The 26,252-nt window shown below is 37.4% G+C and carries 27 protein-coding genes; 16 read left to right on the top strand and 11 right to left on the bottom strand.

Annotated features, from left to right (window positions below):
* The first annotated feature begins 114 nt into the window (after nucleotides 1-114).
* From ACFSQP_RS08775 to ACFSQP_RS08730, 10 genes are all read left to right on the top strand, one after another.
* Nucleotides 115-1,470, top strand: coding sequence for a Na(+)-translocating NADH-quinone reductase subunit A (locus ACFSQP_RS08775; RefSeq protein WP_376893516.1), 1,356 nt, complete (start codon nucleotides 115-117; stop codon nucleotides 1,468-1,470).
* 39 nt (nucleotides 1,471-1,509) lie between these two features.
* Nucleotides 1,510-2,715 carry an NADH:ubiquinone reductase (Na(+)-transporting) subunit B gene (locus tag ACFSQP_RS08770; protein ID WP_376893514.1) on the top strand — a complete coding sequence of 402 codons (1,206 nt, stop codon included), beginning with the start codon at nucleotides 1,510-1,512 and terminating at the stop codon, nucleotides 2,713-2,715.
* A 2-nt stretch (nucleotides 2,716-2,717) separates the two neighbouring features.
* Complete coding sequence (locus ACFSQP_RS08765; RefSeq protein WP_376893512.1) at nucleotides 2,718-3,464, top strand: Na(+)-translocating NADH-quinone reductase subunit C; 747 nt, start codon at nucleotides 2,718-2,720, stop codon at nucleotides 3,462-3,464.
* A gap of 7 nt (nucleotides 3,465-3,471) precedes the next feature.
* On the top strand, nucleotides 3,472-4,116 hold the full coding sequence (locus tag ACFSQP_RS08760) for an NADH:ubiquinone reductase (Na(+)-transporting) subunit D (protein ID WP_376893510.1): 645 nt from the start codon (nucleotides 3,472-3,474) through the stop codon (nucleotides 4,114-4,116).
* A gap of 68 nt (nucleotides 4,117-4,184) precedes the next feature.
* Nucleotides 4,185-4,925, top strand: coding sequence for an NADH:ubiquinone reductase (Na(+)-transporting) subunit E (gene nqrE, locus ACFSQP_RS08755; protein ID WP_376893508.1), 741 nt, complete (start codon nucleotides 4,185-4,187; stop codon nucleotides 4,923-4,925).
* Nucleotides 4,926-4,936: 11 nt separating this feature from the next.
* On the top strand, nucleotides 4,937-6,244 hold the full coding sequence (gene nqrF, locus ACFSQP_RS08750) for an NADH:ubiquinone reductase (Na(+)-transporting) subunit F (RefSeq protein ID WP_376893890.1): 1,308 nt from the start codon (nucleotides 4,937-4,939) through the stop codon (nucleotides 6,242-6,244).
* Between the two features lie 160 nt (nucleotides 6,245-6,404).
* Entirely contained in the window at nucleotides 6,405-7,787 is a 1,383-nt protein-coding gene (locus ACFSQP_RS08745; RefSeq protein ID WP_376893506.1) for a hypothetical protein, read from the top strand.
* A gap of 526 nt (nucleotides 7,788-8,313) precedes the next feature.
* Entirely contained in the window at nucleotides 8,314-8,787 is a 474-nt protein-coding gene (locus ACFSQP_RS08740; protein WP_376893504.1) for a T9SS type A sorting domain-containing protein, read from the top strand.
* A 5-nt stretch (nucleotides 8,788-8,792) separates the two neighbouring features.
* Nucleotides 8,793-10,223 (top strand): hypothetical protein, encoded by a 1,431-nt coding sequence (locus ACFSQP_RS08735; RefSeq protein ID WP_376893502.1) that lies wholly within the window; start codon nucleotides 8,793-8,795, stop codon nucleotides 10,221-10,223.
* Between the two features lie 67 nt (nucleotides 10,224-10,290).
* Complete coding sequence (locus tag ACFSQP_RS08730; protein ID WP_376893500.1) at nucleotides 10,291-11,703, top strand: hypothetical protein; 1,413 nt, start codon at nucleotides 10,291-10,293, stop codon at nucleotides 11,701-11,703.
* A 337-nt stretch (nucleotides 11,704-12,040) separates the two neighbouring features.
* Here ACFSQP_RS08730 and ACFSQP_RS08725 read toward each other — a convergent pair whose 3' ends face one another.
* The 3 genes from ACFSQP_RS08725 to ACFSQP_RS08715 form a co-directional block, all read right to left on the bottom strand.
* Nucleotides 12,041-12,457 carry a response regulator gene (locus ACFSQP_RS08725; RefSeq protein WP_376893498.1) on the bottom strand — a complete coding sequence of 139 codons (417 nt, stop codon included), beginning with the start codon at nucleotides 12,455-12,457 and terminating at the stop codon, nucleotides 12,041-12,043.
* A 15-nt stretch (nucleotides 12,458-12,472) separates the two neighbouring features.
* Nucleotides 12,473-13,969 (bottom strand): sensor histidine kinase, encoded by a 1,497-nt coding sequence (locus ACFSQP_RS08720; protein ID WP_376893497.1) that lies wholly within the window; start codon nucleotides 13,967-13,969, stop codon nucleotides 12,473-12,475.
* 194 nt (nucleotides 13,970-14,163) lie between these two features.
* Nucleotides 14,164-14,613: a Na(+)-translocating NADH-quinone reductase subunit F gene (locus ACFSQP_RS08715; RefSeq protein ID WP_376893495.1), complete on the bottom strand. Its 450-nt coding sequence runs from the start codon at nucleotides 14,611-14,613 to the stop codon at nucleotides 14,164-14,166.
* Between the two features lie 110 nt (nucleotides 14,614-14,723).
* Between ACFSQP_RS08715 and ACFSQP_RS08710 the strand changes: the two genes are divergently transcribed.
* Together ACFSQP_RS08710 and ACFSQP_RS08705 are read left to right on the top strand one after the other, a co-directional pair.
* Nucleotides 14,724-15,101, top strand: a complete 378-nt coding sequence (locus ACFSQP_RS08710) for a Na(+)-translocating NADH-quinone reductase subunit F (protein ID WP_376893493.1) — start codon at nucleotides 14,724-14,726, stop codon at nucleotides 15,099-15,101.
* A 63-nt stretch (nucleotides 15,102-15,164) separates the two neighbouring features.
* Nucleotides 15,165-16,151 (top strand): FAD:protein FMN transferase, encoded by a 987-nt coding sequence (locus ACFSQP_RS08705; protein ID WP_376893491.1) that lies wholly within the window; start codon nucleotides 15,165-15,167, stop codon nucleotides 16,149-16,151.
* A 30-nt stretch (nucleotides 16,152-16,181) separates the two neighbouring features.
* Here ACFSQP_RS08705 and ACFSQP_RS08700 read toward each other — a convergent pair whose 3' ends face one another.
* The 4 genes from ACFSQP_RS08700 to map all read right to left on the bottom strand — a co-directional run bounded on the left by ACFSQP_RS08700 (nucleotide 16,182) and on the right by map (nucleotide 19,070).
* A complete protein-coding gene (locus ACFSQP_RS08700) occupies nucleotides 16,182-16,550 on the bottom strand; it encodes a DUF423 domain-containing protein (protein ID WP_376893490.1) in 369 nt (122 codons plus the stop codon).
* A gap of 92 nt (nucleotides 16,551-16,642) precedes the next feature.
* A complete protein-coding gene (locus ACFSQP_RS08695; RefSeq protein WP_376893488.1) occupies nucleotides 16,643-17,410 on the bottom strand; it encodes a class I SAM-dependent methyltransferase in 768 nt (255 codons plus the stop codon).
* A gap of 42 nt (nucleotides 17,411-17,452) precedes the next feature.
* Nucleotides 17,453-18,244: a DUF3050 domain-containing protein gene (locus ACFSQP_RS08690; protein WP_376893486.1), complete on the bottom strand. Its 792-nt coding sequence runs from the start codon at nucleotides 18,242-18,244 to the stop codon at nucleotides 17,453-17,455.
* A 7-nt stretch (nucleotides 18,245-18,251) separates the two neighbouring features.
* Nucleotides 18,252-19,070: a type I methionyl aminopeptidase gene (gene map / locus ACFSQP_RS08685; protein WP_376893484.1), complete on the bottom strand. Its 819-nt coding sequence runs from the start codon at nucleotides 19,068-19,070 to the stop codon at nucleotides 18,252-18,254.
* Between the two features lie 124 nt (nucleotides 19,071-19,194).
* Here map and ACFSQP_RS08680 point away from each other — a divergent pair, with 124 nt between their 5' ends.
* Nucleotides 19,195-20,466 carry an acetyl-CoA hydrolase/transferase family protein gene (locus ACFSQP_RS08680; protein WP_376893482.1) on the top strand — a complete coding sequence of 424 codons (1,272 nt, stop codon included), beginning with the start codon at nucleotides 19,195-19,197 and terminating at the stop codon, nucleotides 20,464-20,466.
* On the opposite strand, the gene ACFSQP_RS08675 is transcribed toward ACFSQP_RS08680, so the two are convergent.
* The 4 genes from ACFSQP_RS08675 to pepE all read right to left on the bottom strand — a co-directional run bounded on the left by ACFSQP_RS08675 (nucleotide 20,467) and on the right by pepE (nucleotide 23,745).
* Nucleotides 20,467-20,880 (bottom strand): BT0820 family HAD-type phosphatase, encoded by a 414-nt coding sequence (locus ACFSQP_RS08675; RefSeq protein ID WP_376893480.1) that lies wholly within the window; start codon nucleotides 20,878-20,880, stop codon nucleotides 20,467-20,469.
* 37 nt (nucleotides 20,881-20,917) lie between these two features.
* Entirely contained in the window at nucleotides 20,918-22,435 is a 1,518-nt protein-coding gene (gene gpmI / locus ACFSQP_RS08670) for a 2,3-bisphosphoglycerate-independent phosphoglycerate mutase (RefSeq protein ID WP_376893478.1), read from the bottom strand.
* A gap of 153 nt (nucleotides 22,436-22,588) precedes the next feature.
* Nucleotides 22,589-23,038 (bottom strand): GNAT family N-acetyltransferase, encoded by a 450-nt coding sequence (locus ACFSQP_RS08665; RefSeq protein ID WP_376893476.1) that lies wholly within the window; start codon nucleotides 23,036-23,038, stop codon nucleotides 22,589-22,591.
* Nucleotides 23,038-23,745: a dipeptidase PepE gene (gene pepE / locus ACFSQP_RS08660; RefSeq protein WP_376893474.1), complete on the bottom strand. Its 708-nt coding sequence runs from the start codon at nucleotides 23,743-23,745 to the stop codon at nucleotides 23,038-23,040. Before pepE ends, ACFSQP_RS08665 begins: the two co-directional genes overlap by 1 nt.
* A gap of 112 nt (nucleotides 23,746-23,857) precedes the next feature.
* Between pepE and ACFSQP_RS08655 the strand changes: the two genes are divergently transcribed.
* Genes ACFSQP_RS08655 through ACFSQP_RS08645 form a run of 3 tightly spaced genes read left to right on the top strand, consistent with a single transcriptional unit; the run spans nucleotide 23,858 to nucleotide 26,200 of the window.
* Nucleotides 23,858-24,640, top strand: coding sequence for a carboxypeptidase-like regulatory domain-containing protein (locus tag ACFSQP_RS08655; protein ID WP_376893473.1), 783 nt, complete (start codon nucleotides 23,858-23,860; stop codon nucleotides 24,638-24,640).
* Nucleotides 24,630-25,400, top strand: a complete 771-nt coding sequence (locus ACFSQP_RS08650) for a hypothetical protein (RefSeq protein WP_376893471.1) — start codon at nucleotides 24,630-24,632, stop codon at nucleotides 25,398-25,400. The genes ACFSQP_RS08655 and ACFSQP_RS08650 overlap by 11 nt, the downstream gene beginning before the upstream one ends.
* On the top strand, nucleotides 25,397-26,200 hold the full coding sequence (locus tag ACFSQP_RS08645; protein WP_376893469.1) for a hypothetical protein: 804 nt from the start codon (nucleotides 25,397-25,399) through the stop codon (nucleotides 26,198-26,200). Before ACFSQP_RS08650 ends, ACFSQP_RS08645 begins: the two co-directional genes overlap by 4 nt.
* Nucleotides 26,201-26,252: the final 52 nt, after the last annotated feature.

Raw genomic sequence — 26,252 nt, 5'->3', positions numbered from 1 at the left:
ACTTAAAGGAAGTCTGGCATAAAATGATGTATAATTTCGTAAATTTGCAGCGATTTTTACCTTTGGTAAATCTCGGAATCATATTTTTTACTATTAACAAAATAGATTTATAACATGTCAAACGACATTACCATTAAAAAAGGTCTAGATATCAAGCTTAAAGGAGCTGCTGAATATGTGACTGAAAATGCTGTTGTTAGCAATTTTTGCACGGTTAGACCAGAGGACTTCCACGGTGTTACACCAAAATTAATCGTTAAAGTTGGCGCGAAAGTAAAGGCAGGAGAACCTATTTTTTACAATAAGGCTCAAGAGTCTGTTATGTTTGTATCGCCTGTTTCGGGAGAAATAGTAGATATTCCCAGAGGTGAGAAACGTCGTATTTTAGCGTTGAAAATTTTAGCCGACAAGGAGCAGGCTTATCACGACCACGGTGTGTTTAATTTAGAATCTGCTACATCAGAATCTGTTAAAGCACATTTATTAGCTTCTGGTTGCTGGCCATTTATTAAGCAAAGACCTTACGATGTTATTGCTAATCCAAACAAAGCACCAAAAGCTATTTTTATTTCGGGTTACGCCACGGCACCTTTAGCTGCGGATTACGACTATGTATTGCAAGGTAAGGAAGCCGAGTTGCAGGCAGCTGTTACCGCATTAGGTAAACTTACAGAGGGCCAAGTGCATGTATCGGTTGGAAAAAATGCCAATTCGCCTTTAGCAGGCTTAACAGGCGTTTCTTTGCACAAGGTATCTGGACCGCATCCAGCTGGAAATGTGGGTGCTCAAATAAATAAAATAGATCCTATAAATAAAGGTGAAACTGTTTGGACTGTTGCACCACAGGATTTAGTTATTATGGGTGAATTGCTTTTAACAGGTAAATTTAACGCCGAGCGTTTGGTTGCGCTTGTAGGCTCGTCTGTTAAAAAACCACGTTATTTTAAAACTAAAATAGGCAGCGAAGTAGCGACTATGGTTTACGATAACGGCGTAGAAAAGGGTGGTAATGATCGTGTCATTTCTGGAAACGTATTAACCGGTAAGCAAGTAAAACCAGACGGAAGTTTGGATTATTACAGCAATACTATTTCGGTAATACCTGAAGGAGACGATTATGAATTTTTTGGATGGAATAAGCCTGTTTTCGATAAAATTTCGACTTCCCGCGCGTTAACATTTTCATGGTTAACGCCAAATAAAAAGTACGAACTTACTACAAATACCAATGGCGAGCATCGGGCATTTGTACTTACAGGGAAATATGAAGAGGTGTTTCCTTTAGATATTTACCCATTACAATTACTTAAAGCGTGTATGTATTCCGATTTGGATGAAATGGAGGCCTTGGGTATGTATGAAGTAGCTCCAGAAGATTTTGCCTTAACAGAATTTGTATGCGTGTCCAAACAGCCGCATCAGGAAATTATTAGAAAAGGACTGGACCTAATGATAAAAGAAATTGGATAATGATTCATTTTCAACCAAAAATGAAAAATATTTAAAAATATGAGTTTAAAAAGTAATTTACATAATTTAAAGGAGAAGTACAGAGGGACAAAAATGGCCCCAGCGTTTAACGCACTTCACACTTTCTTGTATCTGCCTAATATGACCACCGAAAACGGGACGCATATTAAAGCAGCCGATGATTTAAAAAGAACCATGAATGTGGTTATTTTAGCTTTAGTGCCATGTTTAATATTTGGTATATTCAACGCTGGTTACCAGCACTATTTAGCCTTGGGCGAAATTGAAGCTGCTAAAGGTTTTTTAGGTGCTTCTTTTTGGACGCTAGATAACTTAATAATTGGAGCATGGACTGTATTGCCATTAGTAGCCGTTTCCTACGGTGTTGGTTTGGCAGTTGAGTTTCTTTTTGCAGTTATTAAGGGTCATGAAGTTGAAGAAGGTTACCTAGTAACAGGTATGTTAGTACCTTTAATTGTTCCTGTGGATATTCCGTTATGGATGCTAGCTGTTGCAGTAGTGTTTGGCGTAGTTATCGGTAAAGAAGTATTTGGTGGCACGGGTATGAATATTTTAAATCCAGCCCTTACCATCCGTGCATTCTTGTTTTTTGCCTATCCAACATGGATGTCGGGCGATAAGGTTTGGGTACACGGCGCTGTGGAGCGTGCAGGTACAGCCGATGCCATTTCGGGTGAAACCATTTTAGGTTCCTACGCTCAAAATAATTCCGTTATGTACGACTATTGGGATATGTTTTGGGGAGTTATACCAGGTTCGGTTGGCGAAACTTCTAAACTACTAATTATTATAGGTGCTTTATTTTTAATATTCACCAAAGTAGGTAGCTGGAGAATTATTGTAAGTACGCTTATTGGTGCATTAGTAATGGGCTTAATCTTTAACTTGGTTGTAGATGCTGGTTGGATTGCCGATTCAAGTAAATTCTACGGATTAATGAGCGTTCCGTTCTGGCAGCACCTAATTATTGGTAGTATTCTATTTGGTGCTGTTTACATGGCTACCGATCCGGTTACAGCCTCGCAAACAAACAAAGGAAAATGGATTTACGGGTTTTTAATTGGATTTATATCCATTATGATTCGTGTATTCAACCCAGCCTATCCAGAAGGGGTATTTTTAGCAATTTTATTAATGAACGTATTTGCACCAACCATTGATCATTATGTTGTTCAAGGTAATGTAAAACGTAGAATGAAGCGTATTAAAGTAAAAACAGCATAATTATGGCAATAGATACAGAAAAAAATAGCTACACGGTCATTTTTTCAATCGTTATGGTTGTTATAGTGGGCTCCATATTAGCAGGTTTGGCCTCGGGCTTAAAACCGCTAGTAAAAGCAAACGAGCGTTATGAAAAGCAACAAAACATTTTGTATGCTTTAGGGGTAAACGATAATAAAGGACCGAATGACGTTGCCTTTGTTCCTACAGATAGGGTAGAGGCCGAGTTTGAGAAATACATTACCAAACAATATGTGTTACAAGGCGATGAATTAATTGAGGATGATGAAGCCTACTTAATTGATATTAAAAAGGAAGAAACAAAAGCTAAAAACCCAGACTATCAAAGACGTTTGCCTTTATTTGTTGGGCAAAAAGATGGTCAGGATGTGTACATTGTGCCTGTAAGAGGAAAGGGGTTATGGGATGCTATTTGGGGCTTTGTGGCACTGGATAAATCCATGACTGTACAGGGTGTTTATTTCGATCATAAAGCGGAAACACCTGGTCTTGGTTCGGAAATTAAGCAGCGCTATTTTATGGACGATTTTACAGGCGAAAAATTTCTAGATGGCGATGCCTTTGTAGGAATTACCGTGGCTAAAGGAAACAACGACCCTAAAAATGAAATAAAAGACGATCACGAAATTGATGCGCTAGCAGGTGCTACCATTACAGGCGATGGTGTTTCGGCAATGCTGAAAAAAGACGTGAAAATGTACATGCCTTATTTTAAGACTTTAAACTAAATGCTCTATGGGACTTTTATCAAAAAAAGATAGTAAATTAATTAGTGATCCGTTATTGGATAATAACCCAATTACGATACAGGTTTTAGGAATCTGTTCGGCTTTGGCTATTACAGCGCAGCTTAAACCTTCAATAGTAATGGCTATTTCGGTTATTTTTGTAATGGGTGTGGGTAACGTTGTTATCTCGTTAATGCGAAACATTATTCCTTCAAAAATTAGAATTATCGTACAACTTATTGTTGTGGCTACATTGGTAATTATTGTAGACCAAGTACTAAAGGCCTTTGCCTACAGTTTAAGTAAAGAGCTTTCGGTTTTTATTGGATTAATTATTACCAACTGTATTATTATGGGACGTTTTGAAGCCTTTGCTTTAGCCAACAAACCATGGCGTTCTTTTTTAGATGGTATTGGAAACGCTTTAGGTTATGGTGTTATTTTAATAATTGTTGGTTTCTTTAGAGAGCTATTAGGTTCTGGTACTTTATTTGGTTACAAAGTACTTGGCGACGCTGTAGAAAAAACTGGCTTGTACGCTATAGGTTACGAAAATAATGGCTTTATGGTACTACCTCCAATGGCCTTGATTGTTGTAGGTATTATTATTTGGGTACAACGTAGTAAAAACAAAGCATTAATAGAAGACTAAACGAACGGGTAAGTCGTGTCACCAAAAGTTATTAGGGAGCATGATACTTACCGAATACGAATAAAATTATGGAACATATAGAGTTATTTTTTAAATCGATATTTGTAGATAACATGGTATTTGCATACTTTTTAGGTATGTGTTCTTACCTGGCAGTATCAAAAAAGGTATCTACAGCTGTCGGACTAGGTGCAGCGGTTATTTTTGTTTTAGCTATAACGGTGCCTTTAAACTGGTTGTTGGATCAGTATTTATTGCAAGAAGGTGCGCTGGTTTGGTTAGGACCAGAGTTTGCCGATTATGATTTAGGTTTCTTATCCTTTATCATGTTTATTGCTACCATTGCTACAATGGTACAATTGGTAGAAATTATAGTAGAAAAATTTTCACCTGCCTTATATAATTCATTGGGTATTTTCTTACCGTTAATTGCGGTAAACTGTGCTATTTTAGGAGGCTCATTATTCATGCAGTCTCGTGAAATTGAAACACTTGGTTTGGCATTAAATTACGGTATATCATCTGGTATTGGTTGGTTTTTAGCTATTGTTGCTATTGCGGCCATTCGCGAAAAAATTCGTTACAGCTCTGTGCCCGCGCCTTTACGTGGTTTAGGTATTACCTTTATCATTACCGGTTTAATGGCTATTGGGTTTATGAGTTTTGGTGGAATGCTTACAGGTGGCGATGATGCTGTTGAAACAGAAGAAACAACAACCCAAGCGGAAGCGCCTGTTCAGGAAGCCGATGCAGATGAAAATACTATTGTTAAAACAAGTTTAACGGTAGCCGATAACACAATTAAATAGAACGTACTATGATTATATTAGCCGCAAATACTTTAGGAGTTGTTTTAGCTACGGTAGCAGCCTTTTTACTGGTTACGCTATTATTGGTAGCTTTATTATTAGTTGTTAAGCAAAAATTGTCGCCTTCAGGTCCCGTTAAAATTTTAATTAATGGCGAGCGCGAAATAGAAGTGTCGTCTGGCGATACTTTATTGTCCACACTTGGTGCAAATAAAATTTTCTTACCGTCAGCCTGTGGTGGTGGTGGTACTTGTATTCAGTGCGAGTGTCACGTAACTTCCGGAGGTGGCGAGGCTTTACCTACAGAAACACCGCATTTTAGTAGAAAAGAATTGCAAGCCGGAGCGCGTTTATCCTGTCAGGTAAAGGTAAAGCAGGATATGGAAATTACCATTCCAGAGGAAGTTTTTGGTATTAAAAAATGGGAAGCTACGGTTGTTAGAAATTATAACGTAGCCTCTTTTATCAAGGAATTTGTAGTTGAAATTCCTGAAGATATGGGTTACAAAGCGGGTGGTTATATCCAAATTGAAATCCCACCATGCGAAATTAAATTTTCGGATATCGATATTACGGCGCATCCAGAGGAACACGCCTCTCCAGATATGTTTCAAGCAGAATGGGATAAGTTCGAGTTGTGGCCGCTTGTTATGAAGAATACAGAAACAGTAGAACGTGCGTATTCCATGGCTTCTTACCCTGCAGAAGGGCGCGAAATTATGTTAAATGTGCGTATTGCTACGCCACCTTTCGATAGAGCTAAAAATACTTGGATGGATGTTAATCCGGGTATTGCATCGTCTTACATTTTTGCACAAAAACCTGGCGATAAGGTAACCATTTCTGGTCCTTATGGTGAGTTCTTTATTAATGAATCCGAAGCTGAAATGTTGTACGTAGGTGGTGGTGCAGGTATGGCGCCAATGCGTTCGCATTTATACCACTTATTCAAAACTTTAAAAACTGGTAGAAAAGTAACTTATTGGTATGGTGGTCGTTCTAAACGTGAATTGTTCTATCTAGATCATTTCCGTGAATTGGAGCGCGATTTTCCGAACTTTAAATTTTATTTAGCATTATCAGAACCTTTAGAGGAGGATAATTGGAAAGTTAAAGAATCGTTAGATGCTCCTGGAGATGGTTTTGTTGGGTTTATTCACAACTGTGTTATTGAACATTACTTAAATCACCACGAAACACCAGAGGATATAGAATTGTATTTCTGTGGTCCACCATTAATGAACCAAGCTGTTCAAAAAATGGGTGAGGATTTTGGAATTCCAGATGAAAACATACGTTTTGATGATTTTGGAGGTTAATTTTCCTTTCAGAACATCTAAATAATTACCTTAATTTTTAAGATGCCTAATACCTTTTTCGGAATTAGGCATCTTTTTTTTACCTTCATAGAAGATTTTAGCTTAATGGTAGCACGTAGCAGCATGTGCTACTAAATGGCCCTATTTATTCTATATTGTTTTGAGAAATTTACGATTACTTACTGTGGTATATGCCGTGCTATTCCTTTTATCCAGTAAAGGTTTTGCGCAGTTAGATGCTTTATCTTTTCAATTAGAAACCGCTCAAAAAAGTTATAAATCTGGTGATTTTGCCACAAGTATTTTAGCGAATGAAAAGGCTTTGCAGTTAGCATTGGCTTTAAATGACGATGTAACAGTTAAGGATTCTCTATTTTACGTATCGCTAAAGCAGCTAATTACAGTATCAGGAATTGGAAAGGCTATGGATGTGTCAGAGCGCTATTTTAACAGGTACAAAAAAGAAATTTATGATCACATTTGCACGTCTCAGCACCAAGCCACTCAAATAGGTATTATTAACAATTTTGTGGGTGTTGCTGTATATAATAAGAAAGCGCAATTGGCCGTAGATGCCTTTGTTATGTTTAAAGAATTAGCTGATAACTGTTCGGCTTTCCGGGATGTAGATTTGGTGCAATCGGCTGCCAATGCGGCTATGGCTTATGCAGATTTAAACCAACCAGATAAAGCTATCGAACTTTTACCTATAATTACGTACTATAAAGATAGTTTGCCTAATTGGAAAACAGCAGATTATAATAAGGTATTGGGTTATGTAAATGATAAAACGAATGCGGCACCAGAAATGGTGATTGGTTATTATATGAACGCTGCAAAAGGTTACACCCTAGATAAACGCTATGCCTATGCGCTAAACTTGTACGAAAGTGTTTTAAGAGATTACGGACACCTGTTAAGTCATGATGCGTTACTGGAGTTAATTGAAAAATCGGAACAAGCACGGGACAGCACGGAATACTATCATAATGCGTTGTACACGACTATGACTGGGCAGTTAGGGCGTGTAATGATCGATAGAACGGTTATTGAAGAAAAAAATAATCAATTAAAATCTAATGTCACGTTGTTACTTATCGGGCTTTTAAGCACACTAATTTTTGTGCTACTCTATTTGTTTAAACAAAAAAATGATAGAAAAAATTATTACAAGAAACTCTATACTTTAGAGAAACGTTTTGAGCGCCAAACGGAGAAATTGCAAGTATTAAAAAATAACTTTATTAAAACCAACTATAAGCTGGACAAAGCAAATAATAAAAGTAATATTTTATCCTTATTTGAAACGTTACACACCGATTTTCCGGAGTTAGCTTATAACGTTCATAAAGAGTATGAAAATTTAAGCGAAAAGGAAACGCACATTATTTATTGTTCCCTTTTAAGTTTGTCTACAAAAGAATGTTCCGATCTTTTGAACATGACACATGGTTCATTTAGAGTCGCAAAAAACCGTTTAATTAAAAAAATAGGCTGTGAAAATGCGGACGACTTTTATACCAATATTAAACAATTGCTCTAATGCACTGTATTATTTTCAGCTTGTAAGTTTTCTTTTTCCTATATAATATACTGAAAATGTGTTAATTAATAATTATGCTAACAGATTGCTAACACGATTTTTTTAGGTTAATTGTGTTTTAATTTAAGTTTGTGTTCGGTTTATTTAAAACAAAGAGCCCTAATGAAACAAATCTACCTACCCTTTCCAATTGCTTTTCTGCATGTAGTAACCTCACGTTTGAACGCTAATAACAAGAATCCTTCGTTTGCACAAACAAAACATCCGGAGGGTATTTTGTATTAAATACCAACCATTACAAAAATTCTGTAAGGAAAGCAGGCTATCAAAATTTAGCACATGCTGTGCTGCCGCAGAAAAATAAAATTAGATTTTTTTAGTACCAAACGTTTATCCAAACAAGGCAAGTTTCGTTTGGGAAGATTCATAGGACGTCAGCATTTAACATGAACCCCGTAAATCTTAAAAACAACGGCTAACATAAAATAAATTACAAAAAATAATTAAGAAAAAAACCATGGAATTTATGACTAAAAAACTAACACTTGTAGCTTTTTCGGTATTTGCTACTCATTTCATCTATTCGCAACAAGCCATTCCAACATCGGGAGGCGATGCCACTGGTAGTGGTGGAACTTCTAGTTATACGGTTGGCCAAATGGTGTACACTACCAACACAGGAAGTGGCACAGTTTCGCAGGGTGTTCAGCAAAGTTTTGAAATTCAAACGTTAAGTAACCCAGAATTGACTACTGTAAATTTATCAGCAGGGGTTTATCCAAATCCAACGTCGGATTATGTGGTGCTGAACATTTCAGATACTACGCTCAATGCTGTAAGCTATCAACTTGTAGACATTAACGGGAAAGTTATAGCTAATGGCAGTATTACCAATAGGGCTACTCAAATTAACATGCAGCAATTAGACATGGGTATGTACATTTTGAGAGTCAACCAAAACAACCAGGAGTTAAAAACTTTTAAAATCATTAAAAATTAATAGTTATGAAACACGAATTGCATACAATAAGAAAAACCATGAATAAATCACTTTACACATTTTTAGTAGCATTATTGCTAACGGCCAGCGCGTTCCTACCACAGCAGGCAAGTGCCCAAGCTCCTGATAAAATGAGTTACCAAGCTGTGGTTAGAGATGACTCAAGCGCTTTAATTACTAATTCACCAATAGGTTTACAATTAAGCATTTTACAAGGAAGTGCTACTGGTACAGCTGTTTATACAGAAACACAAACACCTGTAACTAACGAAAATGGTTTGCTTACGATAGAGATTGGAACGGGAACTGTTGTAAGTGGCGATTTCACGACCATAGATTGGAGTGCAGGCACCTTTTTTATAAAAACAGAAACCGACCCTACCGGTGGTAGCAATTACACCATTACAGGAACAAGCCAACTGTTAAGTGTTCCTTATGCTTTGTATGCTAAATCTTCGGGGAATACAGCAATACCAGAGGGTTCAAACCCAAATGATATATTAATTTGGTCTGGTACAGAATGGTCTTTACTTCCAGCTGGAGAAGAGGGTTCAATTTTAAAAATCGTAGATGGTGCGCCAAATTGGGTTGAAGAACCTGCCGGTACTGTTCAATTTGGTTTTGACGACGTATTTAATAATTTAGAAATTGATTTCAACCAATTATTAAGTGATAGGGCGCGTTTTCGAATACGTATAGGTTATGACTATACTCTCGACCCAAATGTTACCTCTATCCGTTTACTAATATCTACTGTCTCTAACCCAATTCCGTCTAACTCTGAAGCACTTGAGATTAATTTACAAGATTTAAATAACTATTCTTACGGAGTGGAAGCATTATCTACTAATTTAGTAGTAGATACAACCTATTATTACCGTCTTATTATAAATGGTGAATTTGTAGACGGTAATGTCTACCCATTCAGGACCCCTCCCGTAGCTTTAGGAGAAAGCTTTCAAGGTGGTATATTAGCTTATACTTATCAACCTAACGAAGACGGTTATGTAGAAGGTGCAGTGCACGGGTTTGTAGTGGCTGAAGCCGCTTTAACGGATGCTGCTCCATGGGGTTGTGAAGGGACTAATTTACCAGGAATGGTTACTGGAGGTTTTGCAAATACAACAGCCGCTCAAAATTCAGCTATTATTAATGGTTGTGAAGAAGCTAATATAGCGGCAAGAGTAGTAGATAATCTTTCTATAAACGGTTATAATGATTGGCTTTTGCCTTCAAAAGATCTCATCAATAATGGGATAAGAAACAGTGCCGTTTTATCTCAACTATCCGGCATTGTAGATGGTTATTATTGGTCTTGCACACCACACGTCGATAATACGGCTCAATCAGCATGGGCTACACATATAAATAATGGGTCTAATATACAGGCGGACAAATCTAATTTGTATTATATTATACCTGTAAGGGAATTTTAAGGTATACTTATTTTATACCTAAAAAGAAAAAAATAAAAACCTATTTCGCTATTAAAAATTAATAGTTATGAAACACGTATTGCATACAATTAGAAAAACCATGAATAAATCACTTTGCACATTTTTAGTAGCATTATTGCTAACGGCCAGCGCGTTCCTACCACAGCAGGCAAGTGCCCAAGCTCCAGATAAAATGAGCTACCAAGCTGTGGTTAGAGATGGTGCTGGTGCTTTAATTACTAATTCACCAATAGGTTTACAAATAAGCGTTTTACAAGGAAGTGACACAGGCGCATCTGTTTATACCGAAACGCATACACCTGTAACAAACGAAAATGGATTGATTACATTAGAAATCGGAACTGGACTTGTTATTTCGGGAGATTTTTCAACAATAGACTGGTCATTAAATTCTTATTTTGTAAAAACAGAAACCGACCCTACAGGTGGTAGCAATTACACCATTACAGGAACAAGCCAACTGTTAAGTGTTCCTTATGCTTTATATTCCAATGCCGCTGGTTTTGTTACAGAAACGGATCCAACACTACAGTCTAATTTTGATTTAGCCGGTGCCGTAGACGGCGATATATTACGCTATAATGCCACTACCGAAAGGTGGACAAAAGTGACCTCAAATTTCATTACAGAAGAAACACAAACTTTAAGTTCTATTTTAATGGATAACAATTCAGCGGCTAACGAACGTATAACCAATCTTGCTGATCCTGTTAATGAACAAGATGCTGTAAACAAAGGTTACGTGGACAATAGAAATGTTACTAGAGATGAACTGAACCTTTTAATTGCAAATTTGCAAAACCAAATTGACAATTCAGGTGGTGCTAGCCTAGGCGATATTAAATCCGGTATTCAAGCTGGAGATCATAATGGCTGGGTGCTACTAAATGGTAGACCATTGAGCCAGCTTAACGAAGCGCAAGAAAGCGCGGCAATTGCCTTGAATTTATCTGGAAATCTTCCCGATGCAACCGATGCCTACTTGGTGCAAAACGGAGGTGTACTGGCAAGTATTACTGGTTCTAATACCATTACTTTAACACAAGCTAACTTACCTAACACAGAGTTTACAGGAAATACAAATACGAGCGGAAATCACGCACATTCTGGCATTGCTGATAACGCAGGGAACCACACACATTCAGGTGTTACAAATACGGCAGGAAACCATACTCATAGCCCTAATGGTGGGGGTGCTTTTTTAGGTGGTCCAGGTCAAGCTATAGGATCTTTAGTTTCGGGACCTTCTGTTTCATATACAGCAAGTACAAGTGCAGATGGTGCTCATGCGCATGTTTTAACAATTGATTCCAGTGGCGACCACAACCATGTTTTAAATATTAATTCTGCTGGTTCTCACAACCACACGGTATCTGTTAATTCCGGTGGATCCAATGCTCCGATAACTATTAAACCTAAAAGTTTAAGTGTTAATATGTTCATTTACTTGGGAGAATAAAGGTAATTCTTTAAAAAGATAACTTTCGTCTTTTTGCTTTAGTAACCTTTAAGGTAAAATGGTTTAAAAACGAGAAACATACCGGTGTGGTGGTTCTCCTAAACGTGAATGGGTCTATTACAGTTGTTTGCCTGAACGGGAGCGTTTTTACTAATTTCAAATTTTAATTAACACGATTAGAATTACTAGAAGTGAAAAATTGGAAAGTTAAAGAACCCGTTAGGTGCGTGTGAAGACAATTTTGGAGCCTAATTACTACCTAGAAAGCTAAACTCATTTTATAAAAATGCCCAGTACTTTCATATACTGGGCATTTATATTGTTTAAGGGGGCTTTGTTATTCTCCGCTTTCTTCATTTTCTGTAAAATCGGCCATTATGGTTTTTAAGGATTCAAAGGTTACAGGTTTTATTATATAATTAGAAACAGCTTCATAAGCTTTAGCGCGGTCTATATCGGCGGGGTCTATGGATGAACTTACAATGTAAATGGTAACTGTTTTAGAGGTAGGTATTTTTACAAACTCCTCCAAAAACTCCCAGCCATCCATAATGGGCATGTTTATGTCTAATAAAATTATTTCTGGTACACGGGTGCCTGAAATAAGTATGGGACGCAAATTGTCTAATGCTTCTTGGCCGTTTTTAAAAATCATACAGGAACGGGTAAAGTTGCTTAATGTAAGGATACGCTTTACGCCAAATACGTGAATGGGGTCGTCATCAATGATGCAGGTAATGTCTATAACAGGCATGTTGAAATAATTTATTTAGGGGTAACTTAATAATTCTATAATAAAGGTTGAGCCAACGTTTTCTTCACTTTTTACCGAAACGTCTCCGCCCATAGCTAATATCTGGTTTTTGGTAATAAATAAGCCTAGGCCGCGAGAGTCTTTATGTTTATGAAATGTTTTATACATACCAAATAATTTATTGGCATGACGCTTCAAATTAATGCCTAACCCGTAATCTTTAAATTTAATTTTTACTTTTTTACGGTGCTTACTTGCCGAAATTTCTATTTGCGGTGGTTTATTGGACTGCTTATATTTTATGGCGTTTGTTAGGAAATTTAATAAAATACTGTCCATATAAGCGGCAATCCCTTTAACATGAATATCGGGGTCTATATCTACCTTTACCACAGCATTCGAGTTAAGTATTAAACCGGACACTCCTTTTATAACGTCGTTCATTATTTCCAATAAATTTATTGGTTCCAGGTTTAGAACTTTATTATTATTAATAGAGGCTACTTGGTTTAGGTTATCAATGGTTTCTCGTAAATTAGTAACAGCAGCCTCTACCATTGGGAAAATTTCGTTTTGTGTGGTTTCTGGTAAGTCTGTTTTCAGTATGTCTACCAACATCACTAAATTACTGCAATGTGAACGCAGGTTATGCGATACAATGTGCGAAAAATTTAACAAACGTTCGTTTTGGGCTTCAGTCGTTTCTAATAGCTTTTGTATGCGTTGTGTGTATTTTTTTGACTCTGTAATGTCGTTTATTTGGGCAATGAAGTGCATGGGGCGGTTGGACTTATCCTTAACCACCGAAGAGGACAATTGAATCCATACCGGATTTCCGTTTTTGTGAATATATCGTTTTTCTGTTTTGTAGTGCGTTATTTCGCCAGAAACTAACTGTCCAAATGCTACGCGGTCGTCACTTAAATCTTCTGGATGAGTAATATCCATAAAAGATAATTTTAAAAACTCCGCCTGGGTGTAGCCCAACATGTTGCATAAACTATTGTTAACTTTTATCCAATTGCCCTGCATATCTAAAATTGCCATACCAATTATGGCTTGCTCAAAGTTATAACGGAGCTCTTTTTCGCGTAAGGCTAGTAATTTGGTGTTTTTCGTTTTTTCATCAATATCCTGAAAAAGTCCAGTTACTTTCGTGCAAATACCGTTTTCTACTTGAGGGGTGCCAATAACCCGCACCCATTTTTCAGTGCCTTTGGAGGTAACTATTTGTAGTTCTTCATCAAAACTTTCAAACTTTTCTAAACATAACGAGAAAAGCGTTTGTACCAGTTGCCTGCTATAACCTTCCTTGTAAAAATTAATTCCATTAGTAACATCGGGTGTGTAGGTATCGGGCACCTCATGAATCCTTTTGGTGTTTTTACTCCAAGTTAATAAGTCTTTATCAGGATAATATTCCCACCTACCTATTATGGCGTGGGTTTCAATAAAGTCGAGACTCTTTAGAATAGGGTCGTCTAAATAAGAATTTAGGTCGTTTGAGGGCATAAGTAAGTTTTTGGTTGCCTTAAATGTAAAAAGTTATTTCCAATAAACAAACCTTTTTTTAAATAGTATTCTATTATTAGTTTAATTTTAAGGAAATATCTTATTTTTTTAACACATTAAAACAGTTTAACACAATAAAAGTGTTATTTATTTGTGAATAATCAAAAAAATTACAATTTAAAAAGTGTTTTCAGCTAATTTGCAAACTGGCTATAAGGTTTTGGTTTGTACATAAATAGCGCTTGGCAATTCATAACATCTGGAAGGTTGTCCAATTTGCATAGCAAACTTACTACAGCAGTTAGGCCGCTAAACAAGGTATCCTTATTTAAGGGCTGTTCTGGTTTTTTATGAGAATAGTGCAAAGGCACCTGGTAGCCACAGGCCTTTAAAAACGTGACTTCTATTTGTAATAATTCTGAAGGTTTATAACCACCAAAGCGGCGCCCAAAGTTTTCGTTTACCAACCCTACATAATTTAGCACAGTGCTACCGTGGTTATCACTAAAATGTTTCCAAGATTCGGAATTATTTAAAATAGTTCCTACTGCGCATTGCTGGTTACACTCTGGTACAAGCGTGCCAGAATGAAAGGCGTGATATAGCTTTAAAATAGCTTGATCAAATCGATTTGTTGTTTTCATAGCTGTCACTTTATGAGTTTAAACTAAAAAGATACAAAAAAATGATAACATTTTAAAAGTATTCACAAGCATTTAAGATTTGGTTTTCCAATAATTAGTAATTTTGTAGTATGAGAAGAGCACTTACCGAACAGGAGCGCCACAATTTGGCAATGAACCATGTAGGCAAAGATTTAGAAAGGCGTGGTTTTGAATTTGTAGCAATTAATTCAAAACTTAAAAAGCACCCGCAATTTGTCTGTATTGATAAAAATAGTCAGTACTTTTTTGTTATTGTGCGAGCAGTTTTATTACCCGATAATCCAAATAATTACGATATTGTTTGGATGGAAACCTTTAAAAAACATGCTACCGATAAGGACGCCAAGGTGCTATATGCTGGCGTAGGTTTAGGGAACCCGAATGGCGAAGATTTGCCAATTTATTTAAACGAGGAATACCTTATAGAGTATAATGGCATTCAAGTTATTGAAACAAACTTAAATTAAGTATTTTACACCTTACAAGCAGCATTACTACCTTTAAAATGCTTGTTGCAATAAATTTACATCATGACGAAATTCCCCCATTTTTTTTACCTTTTTACATTGGTTTTTTTAGCAGTATCATGCCAAAAGGAGCCTAAAAACACTAAAATACAAGGATCTGTTTTTGGAACCACCTATTCTGTAATTTATCATGACGATACAAATTATCAAAAAGAGTTTGACAGTCTGTTTATGGCTATAAATAACTCCATGTCTACATATATTCCAAATTCCGATATTTCTAAATTAAATAGAAATGAAACCAACAAAGTAGACCATCATTTTATGGCGGTATACGAAACGGCTAAAGCCATACACCAAGAAACCAATGGTGCGTTTGATCCTACCATTGGAGCCGTTGTAAATGCCTGGGATTTTGGTCCGGAAGGTGGCATAGTGGCTTTGGATAGCTTGAAAATAGATAGTTTAATGCAAGGTGTTGGTTTGCATAAGGTACATATTGTAAATAACCGAGTAAACAAATTGCCCGAAACCTACATCGATTTTAACGCTATTGCAAAAGGATATGGTGTAGATGTTATAGGCGAGTTTCTAGAGCGCCACAATGTAAGCGATTACTTGGTAGAAATTGGAGGCGAAATTCGCGCACGCGGCCTGAACAAAGAAAAAGATAGTCCGTGGCGCGTGGGTGTAGAAACACCTAATTTTAACGATGAGCACAGCGTTTTTAAGGCTATTAGTATTACCAATGGTGCTATGGCTACTTCCGGAACCTACCGGAAGTTTAAAATTGATAATAACGGTAACCGGTATTCGCATATAATAGATACAAAAACGGGCTATCCCAGTAAAACAAACGTTTTAAGCGTATCTGTAATAGCCAACAATTGCATGACGGCAGACGCCTATGCTACGGCATTTGAAGCCATGGGCGTAGAAAAAACAGAAGCTTTTTTAAAAAACCGACCAAATTTGAAGGCTTTTTTAATTTTCGAAAATGACAATAATGAACTAGAAACGTTAAGTCTTAATAATTTTCCAGACAATTAATACACTATAAATTATAGCAAACAGAAAAGTTTAAAAAGCCATAATAATTAGTTGGAGCCAGCCAAGGCACAAAAGCAGACCGCCCAAAGGTGTTATGGGCCCCAAAAAACGCAATTTCTTTCCTTTTATGGCGCTTAACACCAACCCGTAAATACTGAATGAAAATAAAACAATGCCTAGTGTAAAGCTCCAATAAATTAAAGATGCCACGTTTTCCAAACCAAAGCCTAAAGCTAGCAATAATAAAGCGTGATACATTTGGTACTTAACCCCAACTTCAAAGCTTTGAAGTTGTTCTGTTGTTCCTATTTTTTTTAGAGCATGTGCGCCAAAAGCACCAAAAATAACGGCTAGTAAACCAAAAGTGGCTGCTGTAATAAGTAGAGTGTTAGGTGTCATAATACGCTGTATGGTGGGTTTATTTTAGTTGTTTACTACAAATTTTATTTTAACCAAGCTTAAAATAATAAATTAAGTTTGGTGTTATTTGCCTATTTAAATACCACAGGAATAAGTTCCCCTTTGGCCAAACAAAATTTAGTTATTTCGGCATTGGTAAATTGTGCTGTGTAATCTACCGCGTTAACTGTAAATCCTATGCTGCGGAGTTTATCAAAGTAATCACGTCCGTAAACACGCACATGGTCGTATTGGCCAAATATAGCGGCGCGTGCTTTTTTATCGGTAATGCTGTTATCTTCAAATGTTGTGTGTCTGCTTAAATCTTGTGGAATTTGAAAAATACCATAACCTCCAGGTTTCATAACCCGGTAAAGCTCTTGCATGGCTTTAGTGTCGTTTGGAATATGTTCCAAAACATGATTGCATAAAACCACGTCGAAACTATGGTCTGCAAAAGGTAAATTGCAAATATCTGCTTTAACATCGGCAATGGGCGAATGCAAATCGGTTGTCGTGTAATCCAAATTTTTAAGTTTTCTAAATCGTTTTAAAAAACATTGTTCTGGCGCTACGTGTAACACTTTTTTTGATGCTGAAAAAAAATCGGTTTCATGCTGTAAATACAGCCAAAGTAAGCGGTGGCGTTCCAATGATAGGGTTGCTGGCGATAAAACATTTTCGCGCTGATTACCGTAGCCATAGGGTAAAAACGACCTGTAACTTTTGCCATTTATGGGGTCGGTAAACGCCGATCCTTTTAGTAAAACGTCTAAAACAGGACGAACAGCATAACTAGCCCTAATTAACAGGGGTCTGGGTACGTTGTTTAAAATAGTTTTAAAAATATTTTTAAGCATGTTTTAACGCTGTAAAAAAAGTCCAAAAATTTGGTAAACTTTTTACTGACTAACTAATTGTTTGTTTTGCGTAATGGCGTTTACAATGCCATCCCAAAGACTTATTCGTTTTATGATGGCTGTTTTAGAAATTTCTAAAACCTCTTTCCATTTTTGGGTGTCGTTACCGCATAATTCTTCAATCATTTTTAAGGACAATGGGCCGTGTTCGTCGCCATCTAATTCAATATGACGCTGTAAATAATAAGTAAGTTTACTAAACGATAGGGCCTGTTCTTTTTCCGATTGTTTAATAATTTGAAAAAACATATCGGGTATAATATCCTCACGTCCAAAGGTAAAGGCTGCGGCTATTTTATGTGCTTCGTTGGTGTTTATAACATCGAAAGTGAAGGCTACAAACTGGGCGGTTTCTGGTTGAATAGGCAGTGTGGGCAACAACGAGTGTAATGATTTTCCTGCCGCTAATTGGCTAACAAACTGCTGCATGGTTTCTGTATTAGCACCAACTTGTGTCATGGCATCTAAATACATTTCATAATGACTTTTTGGTTGGCCTAATTCGTTTAAATCGCTTTCTTCACCTAGTACAATTTCGTTAATAAACCGCGCTGTGGCTGGGTTTTTTGCCGGCATCCAAAGTAAGGCCGTACAGGTTAGCTTATTTTGAAGCGCTTTTAGCAGCGACATAAAGTCCCAAACCGCAAAAACATGCTGCTCCATAAAACAGGTAACATCTTTTATGTTGGTCATGGCGCTATAAAGTTTGTGCGAATTTAATTGTGCTAATAACGGGGTTAAGGCTTCTTCTATTTTTTTAATTTGGGTACTCATAAAAACATTATAGCGTAATTGGTTGTTGTCTAAAAGGGGCTTCTTCGTTGCTTTCAATACCTAATGCATCGTAAATATATGCAAAGGTGGATAGCAGTTCGGGTTTGCCATCTACAATGGCTACGTCGTGTTCAAAGTGAGCCGATGGTTTATTGTCTAGCGTTGTTATGGTCCAGCCATCTTTATGTTGTTTAATGCGGTGGGTACCCATGTTTATCATAGGTTCAATGGCTACCACTTGGCCTTCTACAAATTTTTTCCCCCGACCGCGTTTTCCATAATTAGGCATTTCTGGATCTTCGTGCATTTTACGGCCAATACCATGGCCTACCAATTCTCTTACAACTCCGTAACCTCTGTCTTCGCAGTATTTTTGAATAGCGTAACCTACATCGCCAACGCGATTTCCTATTTTAAATTCGCGAATACCTTCGTATAAGGATTGTTTGGTTACATCCAAGAGTTGTTGGGTTTCTGGGGCTATTTCGCCTACAGCAAAGGTATAGGCGTGGTCGCCATAAAAGTTGTTTTTAATAGCGCCACAATCTATTGAAATAATATCGCCTTCAATAAGTGGTTCCTTGGTTGGAATGCCATGCACCACTTGTGCATTGGGACTCATACAAAGGGTGTTTGGGAAATTATATAAGCCTAAAAAGCCCGGAATAGCACCTTGTTCGCGAATAAAATCTTCAGCCAATTTGTCCAGTTGCAGTGTAGTTACACCTGGCTTAACTTCTTTAGCTAACATGCCTAGTGTTTTGGATACCACTAAAGCACTTTCGCGCATTAACTCGATTTCTTCTCTTGTTTTTACAATAATCATAATTCAAAAAATATGGGCAAAGATACTTAATTTAAACCATGTGGGAATTGGAAATTAATATGACTTTTGACAGGTTTTAACTGCGGCTTTTTTCAGACCTTTGCAGGAACAAAATCTATGTACTATGTATAACGCAGTATCGGCAGAAGAAGCCGTAAAAATCGTAAAATCTAACAGTAAAATTTATATACAAGCAGCGGCAGCCGCGCCACAAGTTTTATTGCGCGCTTTAACTGCTAGGCATGAAGAACTTCGCAATGTAGAAATTTGCCAACTACATACCGAGGGTGTGGCGCCATATGCCAACCCAGAGTATCGAGATAGTTTTCATGTTAATTCCTTCTTTATTGGAAAAAATGTTCGGCATACCTTGAAGGCCGGAAACGGGTCCTATACCCCCGTTTTTTTAAGCGAATTACCAATTCTTTTTAAACGAAACATTATAAACCTACAATATGCTTTTATTCATGTTTCTGTGCCAGACAGACACGGGTATTGTTCGTTGGGAGTTTCCGTAGAAGCTACTTTGGCAGCTATAGATAATGCCGACTATGTAATAGCACAAGTAAACAAACAAATGCCCCGAACACACGGAGCTGGTATTATCCATTCCTCTGAAATTGATGTGTTTGTGGAGTGCGATGAAGCCTTGCCTACACATGAAATGGTGGAGCCATCGGAAATTGAGTATAAAATAGGACGGCACGTAGCTGGTTTAATTGAAGATCGTAGTACCTTACAAATGGGTATTGGGAATATACCTAACGCGGTGTTAACACAATTAACCAACCACAAGGATTTGGGTTTGCATACCGAAATGTTTTCCGATGGGGTTATCGATTTAATTTTAAACGATGTTATTAACGGAAATTATAAAGGTATAAACCGAGGTCGTGCCCTTACAACGTTTTTAATGGGCTCTAAACGCTTATACGACTATGTGGACGATAATCCTTTTGTTGAAATGCGGGCTTCAAACTATACCAACGATGTATCTATTATTAAGCGTAATCCGCGCATGGTGGCTATAAACTCTGCCATAGAAGTAGATGTTACTGGTCAGGTTTGTGCCGATTCTATTGGAGCGCATATGTACTCGGGTGTGGGTGGCCAAATGGACTTTATTAGAGGCGCCTCATTAAGCGAAGGAGGTAAGGCAATTATTGCATTACCATCTACTACAAAGTCTGGTATTAGTAGAATAGTGCCAAGCTTAAAACCTGGAGCAGGTGTTGTCACGACACGTTCGCACGTGCATTATGTGGTTACCGAGTACGGTATTGCTAATATTTACGGAAAAACGATAAAAGAACGTGTAAAAGCATTAGTAAATATTGCGCATCCAGACCACCAAGAGGGTATTGATAAGCATTATTTCGATTTAATTAGAGGCTAGTTATTTCTTAAAAAACGAGAAAAATCGGTTTTTTTTAGGCGCTTTTAATGGGTGGTCTTTGGAGTTGGCAAGGAGTTGGTATACTTCTCCCCAGCCCAAAAGACCACCTATATTTCGATCGTCTATAAAAATATCGGCATGTATTTTTCTACTTTTATTTGCGTCCAAAATTTCCTCCGGATAGCTTTTGTTTACGGCATAAAATTCCAAGCCATTTTCTTTACAAAAAGCCACTGCTTCATCTAAATGACTGCCGCTTCTGTACGTCCATAAAATAAGGCGGTTGCCTTCCTCCTGAAGACGTTTTAGGGTTTCAAAAGCAAATAGTTTTGCTTTCCCTATTTTAGGATACGCATCTTCTACTATGGTACCATCAAAATCGACGGCAATTATAAGTTTGTTGGTAAAATTCATAACAGGGTAGTCTTACAAAAAAAATAAAAATTACACCTTATATAAGGGCTTCTTGGGTCATGGCAGCTGGCTTTACTATACCCATAAGTTTTAAAATAGTGGGCGCCACATTACTTAATATACCATTTTTAATATGGGTTAATTCTGAATCTATTAATATTATAGGAACAGGGTTGGTAGTGTGGGCTGTATGTGGGGTACCATCTGGATTTATCATGGTTTCGCAATTACCATGGTCGGCAATTAATAGCGTGGTATAACCGTTTTCTAAAGCAGCAGTAACTACATCCTTAACGCAAGTATCCACCGCTTCGCAGGCTTTTATAGCGGCCTCCATAACACCGGTGTGTCCAACCATATCGCCATTGGCGAAGTTAAGACACACAAAATCGGCTGCACCTTTGCGGAGCTCCGGAATTAATGCATCTCGTAATTCGTAGGCACTCATTTCAGGTTTTAAATCGTAGGTAGGCACTTTTGGTGAATTTCTTAAAATCCGGGTTTCACCATTAAAAGGCTGCTCCCGGCCGCCGGAAAAGAAAAATGTAACATGTGGGTATTTTTCGGTTTCTGCAATCCGTATTTGTTGTTTGTGGTGTTTTTCCAGTACGGCGCCCAATGTGTCTGTTAAATTATCTTTGTTGTAAATAACTTGCACGTTTTTAAAGGTGTCATCAAAATTTGTCATGGTTACATAATGCAAATTTAACTTATGCATATTTTGTTCGTGAAAATCTTGCTGACTTAAAGCTTGTGTTAATTCGCGCCCTCTGTCTGTTCTAAAGTTAAAAAAGATAACAACATCGCCATTTTGTATGGTAGCTTTGGGCTGGTTATTTTCGTTAAGCAGAATTATGGGTTTTATAAATTCGTCTGTAATTCCTTGTTTGTAACTGTTAGCTATAGCTTGTGTGGCACTTTGGGATGGAATGCCAGTACCATGCACCAACGCATCGTAGGCTAATTTAATACGTTCCCAACGCTGATCTCTGTCCATGGCGTAATACCGCCCAGTGATACTGGCTAATTCGGCAGGTTTGTTTTCCAGATAATCCTCAAGTGAGGTTATAAAGCCAAAGCCAGATTTTGGGTCTACATCCCTACCGTCTGTAAAAGCGTGGATATACGATTTTGAAACACCTGCTAGCGTAGCCGCATCAATTAGACCAAATAAATGATTTATATGCGAATGTACACCGCCATCGCTAACCAATCCCAAAAAATGAACCGGTTTGTTGTTAGTTTTGGCATAGTCGAAGGCTTTTTTTAGAACCGCTTCGTTTTGAAGGGTTTTATGTGCAACTGCTAAATTTATTTTTACAAGATCTTGATATACAATACGCCCTGCTCCTAGATTAATGTGGCCAACTTCACTGTTTCCCATTTGCCCTTCTGGCAGTCCTACGTGTAAGCCATCGGTGCGTAAATTGGCGTGCGGATAAGTTTTGTAAAGCGCATCTATAAATGGTGTGTTTGCGTTATCAATGGCAGATACGCTTGGGTTGGGCGACTTACCCCAACCATCTAATATCATTAAAATTACTTTTTTATTCATTATAACCGGGCTAAATAATTTTACTTACAAAGATAGGGGGTTTATTAAACAGCTAAAAGGTATTCGGATTATTTATAACAAAAGAAGATGCATTACCTATTCAGAATTGTTGGTTTAAGTATAAATTTTTTGATTTTTTTTCAACAAATCTAATTAGTCAAGAGTCATTAAAAAATGAAAACCAATGTCTGTAATATAAAACGGATCGCCAATAGTTTTAAATCCGTTTTTACGATAAAAATGCACTGCAGCCTCGCGAGCATGACACCAAATTCTGTTAGCATGTACTTTTTTAAGTTCTAGCATGCCTTGATTTAATAGAAGGCCCCCAAGACCTTTGTTTTGGTGCGCCTGTAAAATGGCCATGCCACGAAGCTGGTACTGACTATTTTCAGAAAAATTGGGATGGTTGTTTTTTAAAAAAGTAGCTACCCCAATTAGGGTTTTCTTAAAAAATAGACCCAAATGAAAGCTGGTGTTTACATGGTCTTCCAAGAAATAGCAGGATGCAATAGGCTTGTTAATTCTTAAAACAGCGTGCCTAATGGGAATTGTTTCTTCCGCATTTATTAAACGAACGGTGTATGGGTTTAAATGACGCATTAGTTAAGGTGCTGAAGTGTTTCTTCCGGATTAAGCTCGTATGGTTGTTTATTATACTCAAAAATGCGGGCAGAAAAGGCGCCTTTTAGCTGTAGTATATGATTGTTTAACTCCAACCAGCTCCCTTCACGTAATCCCACTACAGGAAAGGTATGGTAGGTATGAAATTCTTTTATTCGTGTCTCGCGAGTTTCGCCCATATGGGTACTGTTGGGTTCCGGGTCTAGATAATGTGGATTCACGTTAAAAGGCAGACAGCCAAGCGCTTTAAATGATGGGGGATACACAATGGGCATGTCGTTGGTGGTGTTTATAGTTAATCCGCAAATATTGCTACCAGCACTGGTTCCCAAATAAGGTGTACCACCGTTTATGGCTGTTTTAAGGGCGTTTATACAATTGTTTTTATACAAGTTATTCAGCAAGACAAAGGTGTTTCCGCCACCAGTAAATATGGCTTCGGCCGATGCTATTGCTTCGGCAGGCGATTCGTATTCGTGTATGCCTGCAACCGTAATATTAAGAGCTTTAAAGGTTTCTTTAACTTTTTCGGTGTATGCTTGGTGCGACATGCCTCCGGGTCGTGCATAAGGAATAAACAGCAGCGTATTGCAGCCGCTAAAAAACGATTTTAGGCGTGGCATTAAATAAGCCAAATAGGGACTGCCGTGCACGGTAGAGGTGCTTGCTAACAATAATTTTTTCATGCCTTAAATTTTTGTAAATTTAGGTAAACATTGTTTTTAACAAAAGTTTATTAGCTATTTCAGTGTGTTTTGCCCGCTTAAATGCTTATTTTAGAGAATAAAATGTGCTGTTATGAAACACTTGCTATTTATATTTAGTTTCGTTTTGCTTTCGGGCTCTATTATGGGGCAAAATATGAAACGTGTTTTAGTAGCAGGTATAGTGGTAGCAAGTAACGATGTGGAGGGTGTAACCATTTTTAATGTTTCCTCCAATAAGGGAGCTGTGGCAGATATTAACGGGAATTTTACTCTTGAAGTAGCGGTTAACGATATATTGGAAGTATCTGCTTTGCAATATGAAACGAGGCGTGTAACTATTACAGAACATGTTATAACAGAAAAAAAATTACGTTTATTTTTAGTGGAAGCCTTAAACACATTAAGCGAGGTGTTATTGCTTCCGGAGAAACTAACAGGCGTGTTACTGGCCGATATTAATGATGCAAAAGTGCAGAGAGCTATTGCAATGAATTTTGGAAATTTGGGCTATTTGGAATTTGGTGAGGATCCTTATACCAAACCCGAAAACATAGCTACAGATCCTGGCGTGTTTTACAATGGTATTAATTTTGCTTCTATTCTGGGTATTAATAAATGGCTTAATGGTCCGTTAAAAAAAACAAGTTTACAGCAGTTACGCAACCAACGGCCTTTGGATTTAGCAGATATTTATACAACTGCCTACATACATGAAACCTATTCTATTCCAGAAAACCAAGTTGAAGCATTTATCGCGTTTTGTTTAGCTCAAGGGTTTGATGCCAGTTTGCTGGAGGTTACACAGGATATGCAACGTATGGAGTTTTTGCAAAAGCACAGTGAGCTATTTTTAAATCAGCCTCATGAGCCATAAAGTATTTATTATACTCGTTTTTTTTGTACTTACCCCGTTAACTTTTGCGCAAACAATAACGCTGCAGGGTCGGGTACAAAGTAGCGCCGAGGTTGCTAATATTCACGTAATAAACCAAACGGCACAAAAATTTACCATTACCAACGCCGAAGGTGCCTTTAATATTGATGTTGCTCTAAACGATACACTTGTGTTTAGCTCCATTCAACACAAAAAACAAGTAATTGTGGTAAATGCCACCATTGTAAATAACCAAACCTTATTGGTAGTTTTAGAGGAACACGTAAACGAGTTAAATCAGGTGGTTGTTGGCAAATTGTTAACGGGCAATATTCGTTCCGATGTGTCCAACGTAGAAGGCGAACCCATGACGGCTTTAAAGGCCGGTATTCCAAGTTACCAAGGTCCGTTAAAAACACAAAGTGAACGCCGCTTAATAGAAGCTACTTCCGGTGGCGGCTTAATTCCTTTTGCGCCTATTATTAATGCCTTAAGCGGGCGAACCAAAGAATTAAAAAAACGTGTAGAGCTGGAAGAAAAATCGGAATTAATAAAATCTTATAAACACAAGTTTTCAGAGGCATTGTTTGCCAAACAACCGCTTCCGCCCGGCTTTATTTGGGAGTTTTTTTATTTTGTGTCCGAACAACCCGATTTTCTAGAAAGATGTAAAGATAAAACCGATGTGGTTGTTTTAGAATATTTGTTGGAAAAACGCGCTGTATTCAATAAAAATAGAGGTCAAGTTTCAGAAAAATGACAAAAATAACCACATATTTACTGGTAATTAGTAGCTTGTTTTTTGGATTTGTATCAGCGCAAACTAAAATGCTTCATGGTACGGTTGTTACCAATCAGAATGTCGAAAACATTCATGTTACAAATATAAGCTTGCACAAAAGTACCATAACCAACCACCAAGGTAACTTTAGCATCCCTGTTAGGTTAAAAGATACTTTAGAGTTTTCGTCTGTACAACACCAAACACAAACCGTACTAATAAGTCAAAAAATATACAGCAATGCGTATGTGGTGGTGCCACTTGAAACGGTTATCCAAGAGTTGAATGAAGTGGTAGTAGGTAACATATTAACAGGAAATATAAAATGGGATGTTTTAAGCGAGAAGAACGAACCAATGACTGCCTTAAAGGCGGGTATTCCTAGTTTTCAGGGTAAACCACTTACGATGCCACAGCGGTATTTAAAGGATGCAGGCGACCTAAATCCAAGGTTAGGCGGCTCTTTAGGCGGGTTAGGGGCTTCTGTAAGGTTAATTCCCGTTATAAATGCCATAACCGGTAGAACAAAAAAAATGAAACACTACGTTAATTTGGAACAACGCGAATTGTTGCTGGACTACCTAACAACAGCGGTTTCTAAAACTTTTTTTCAAAAACAGGCAATACCAAAGAATAAGGAAAGAGAATTTCTTATTTATCTCTCGGAACAAACAGATTTTTTAGACCGCTGTAGCGCTAAAAATGATGTAGAAATTTATGAATACATGCGCGAAAAGTTTCAAATTTACAGTCGCAATGCAAACCTACCAACAAATTAATTTTGGGTTAACGCAGGGCATAAAAGCCTTAAAATAGTATTTTCGCAGTAAA

It is taken from the genome of Bizionia sediminis, from assembly GCF_042684585.1.
Classification (GTDB): Bacteria; Bacteroidota; Bacteroidia; order Flavobacteriales; family Flavobacteriaceae; genus Algorimicrobium; species Algorimicrobium sediminis.
Note: the sequence above shows the minus strand (reverse complement) of the source record. Positions and strands in the feature narration are given on the sequence as shown.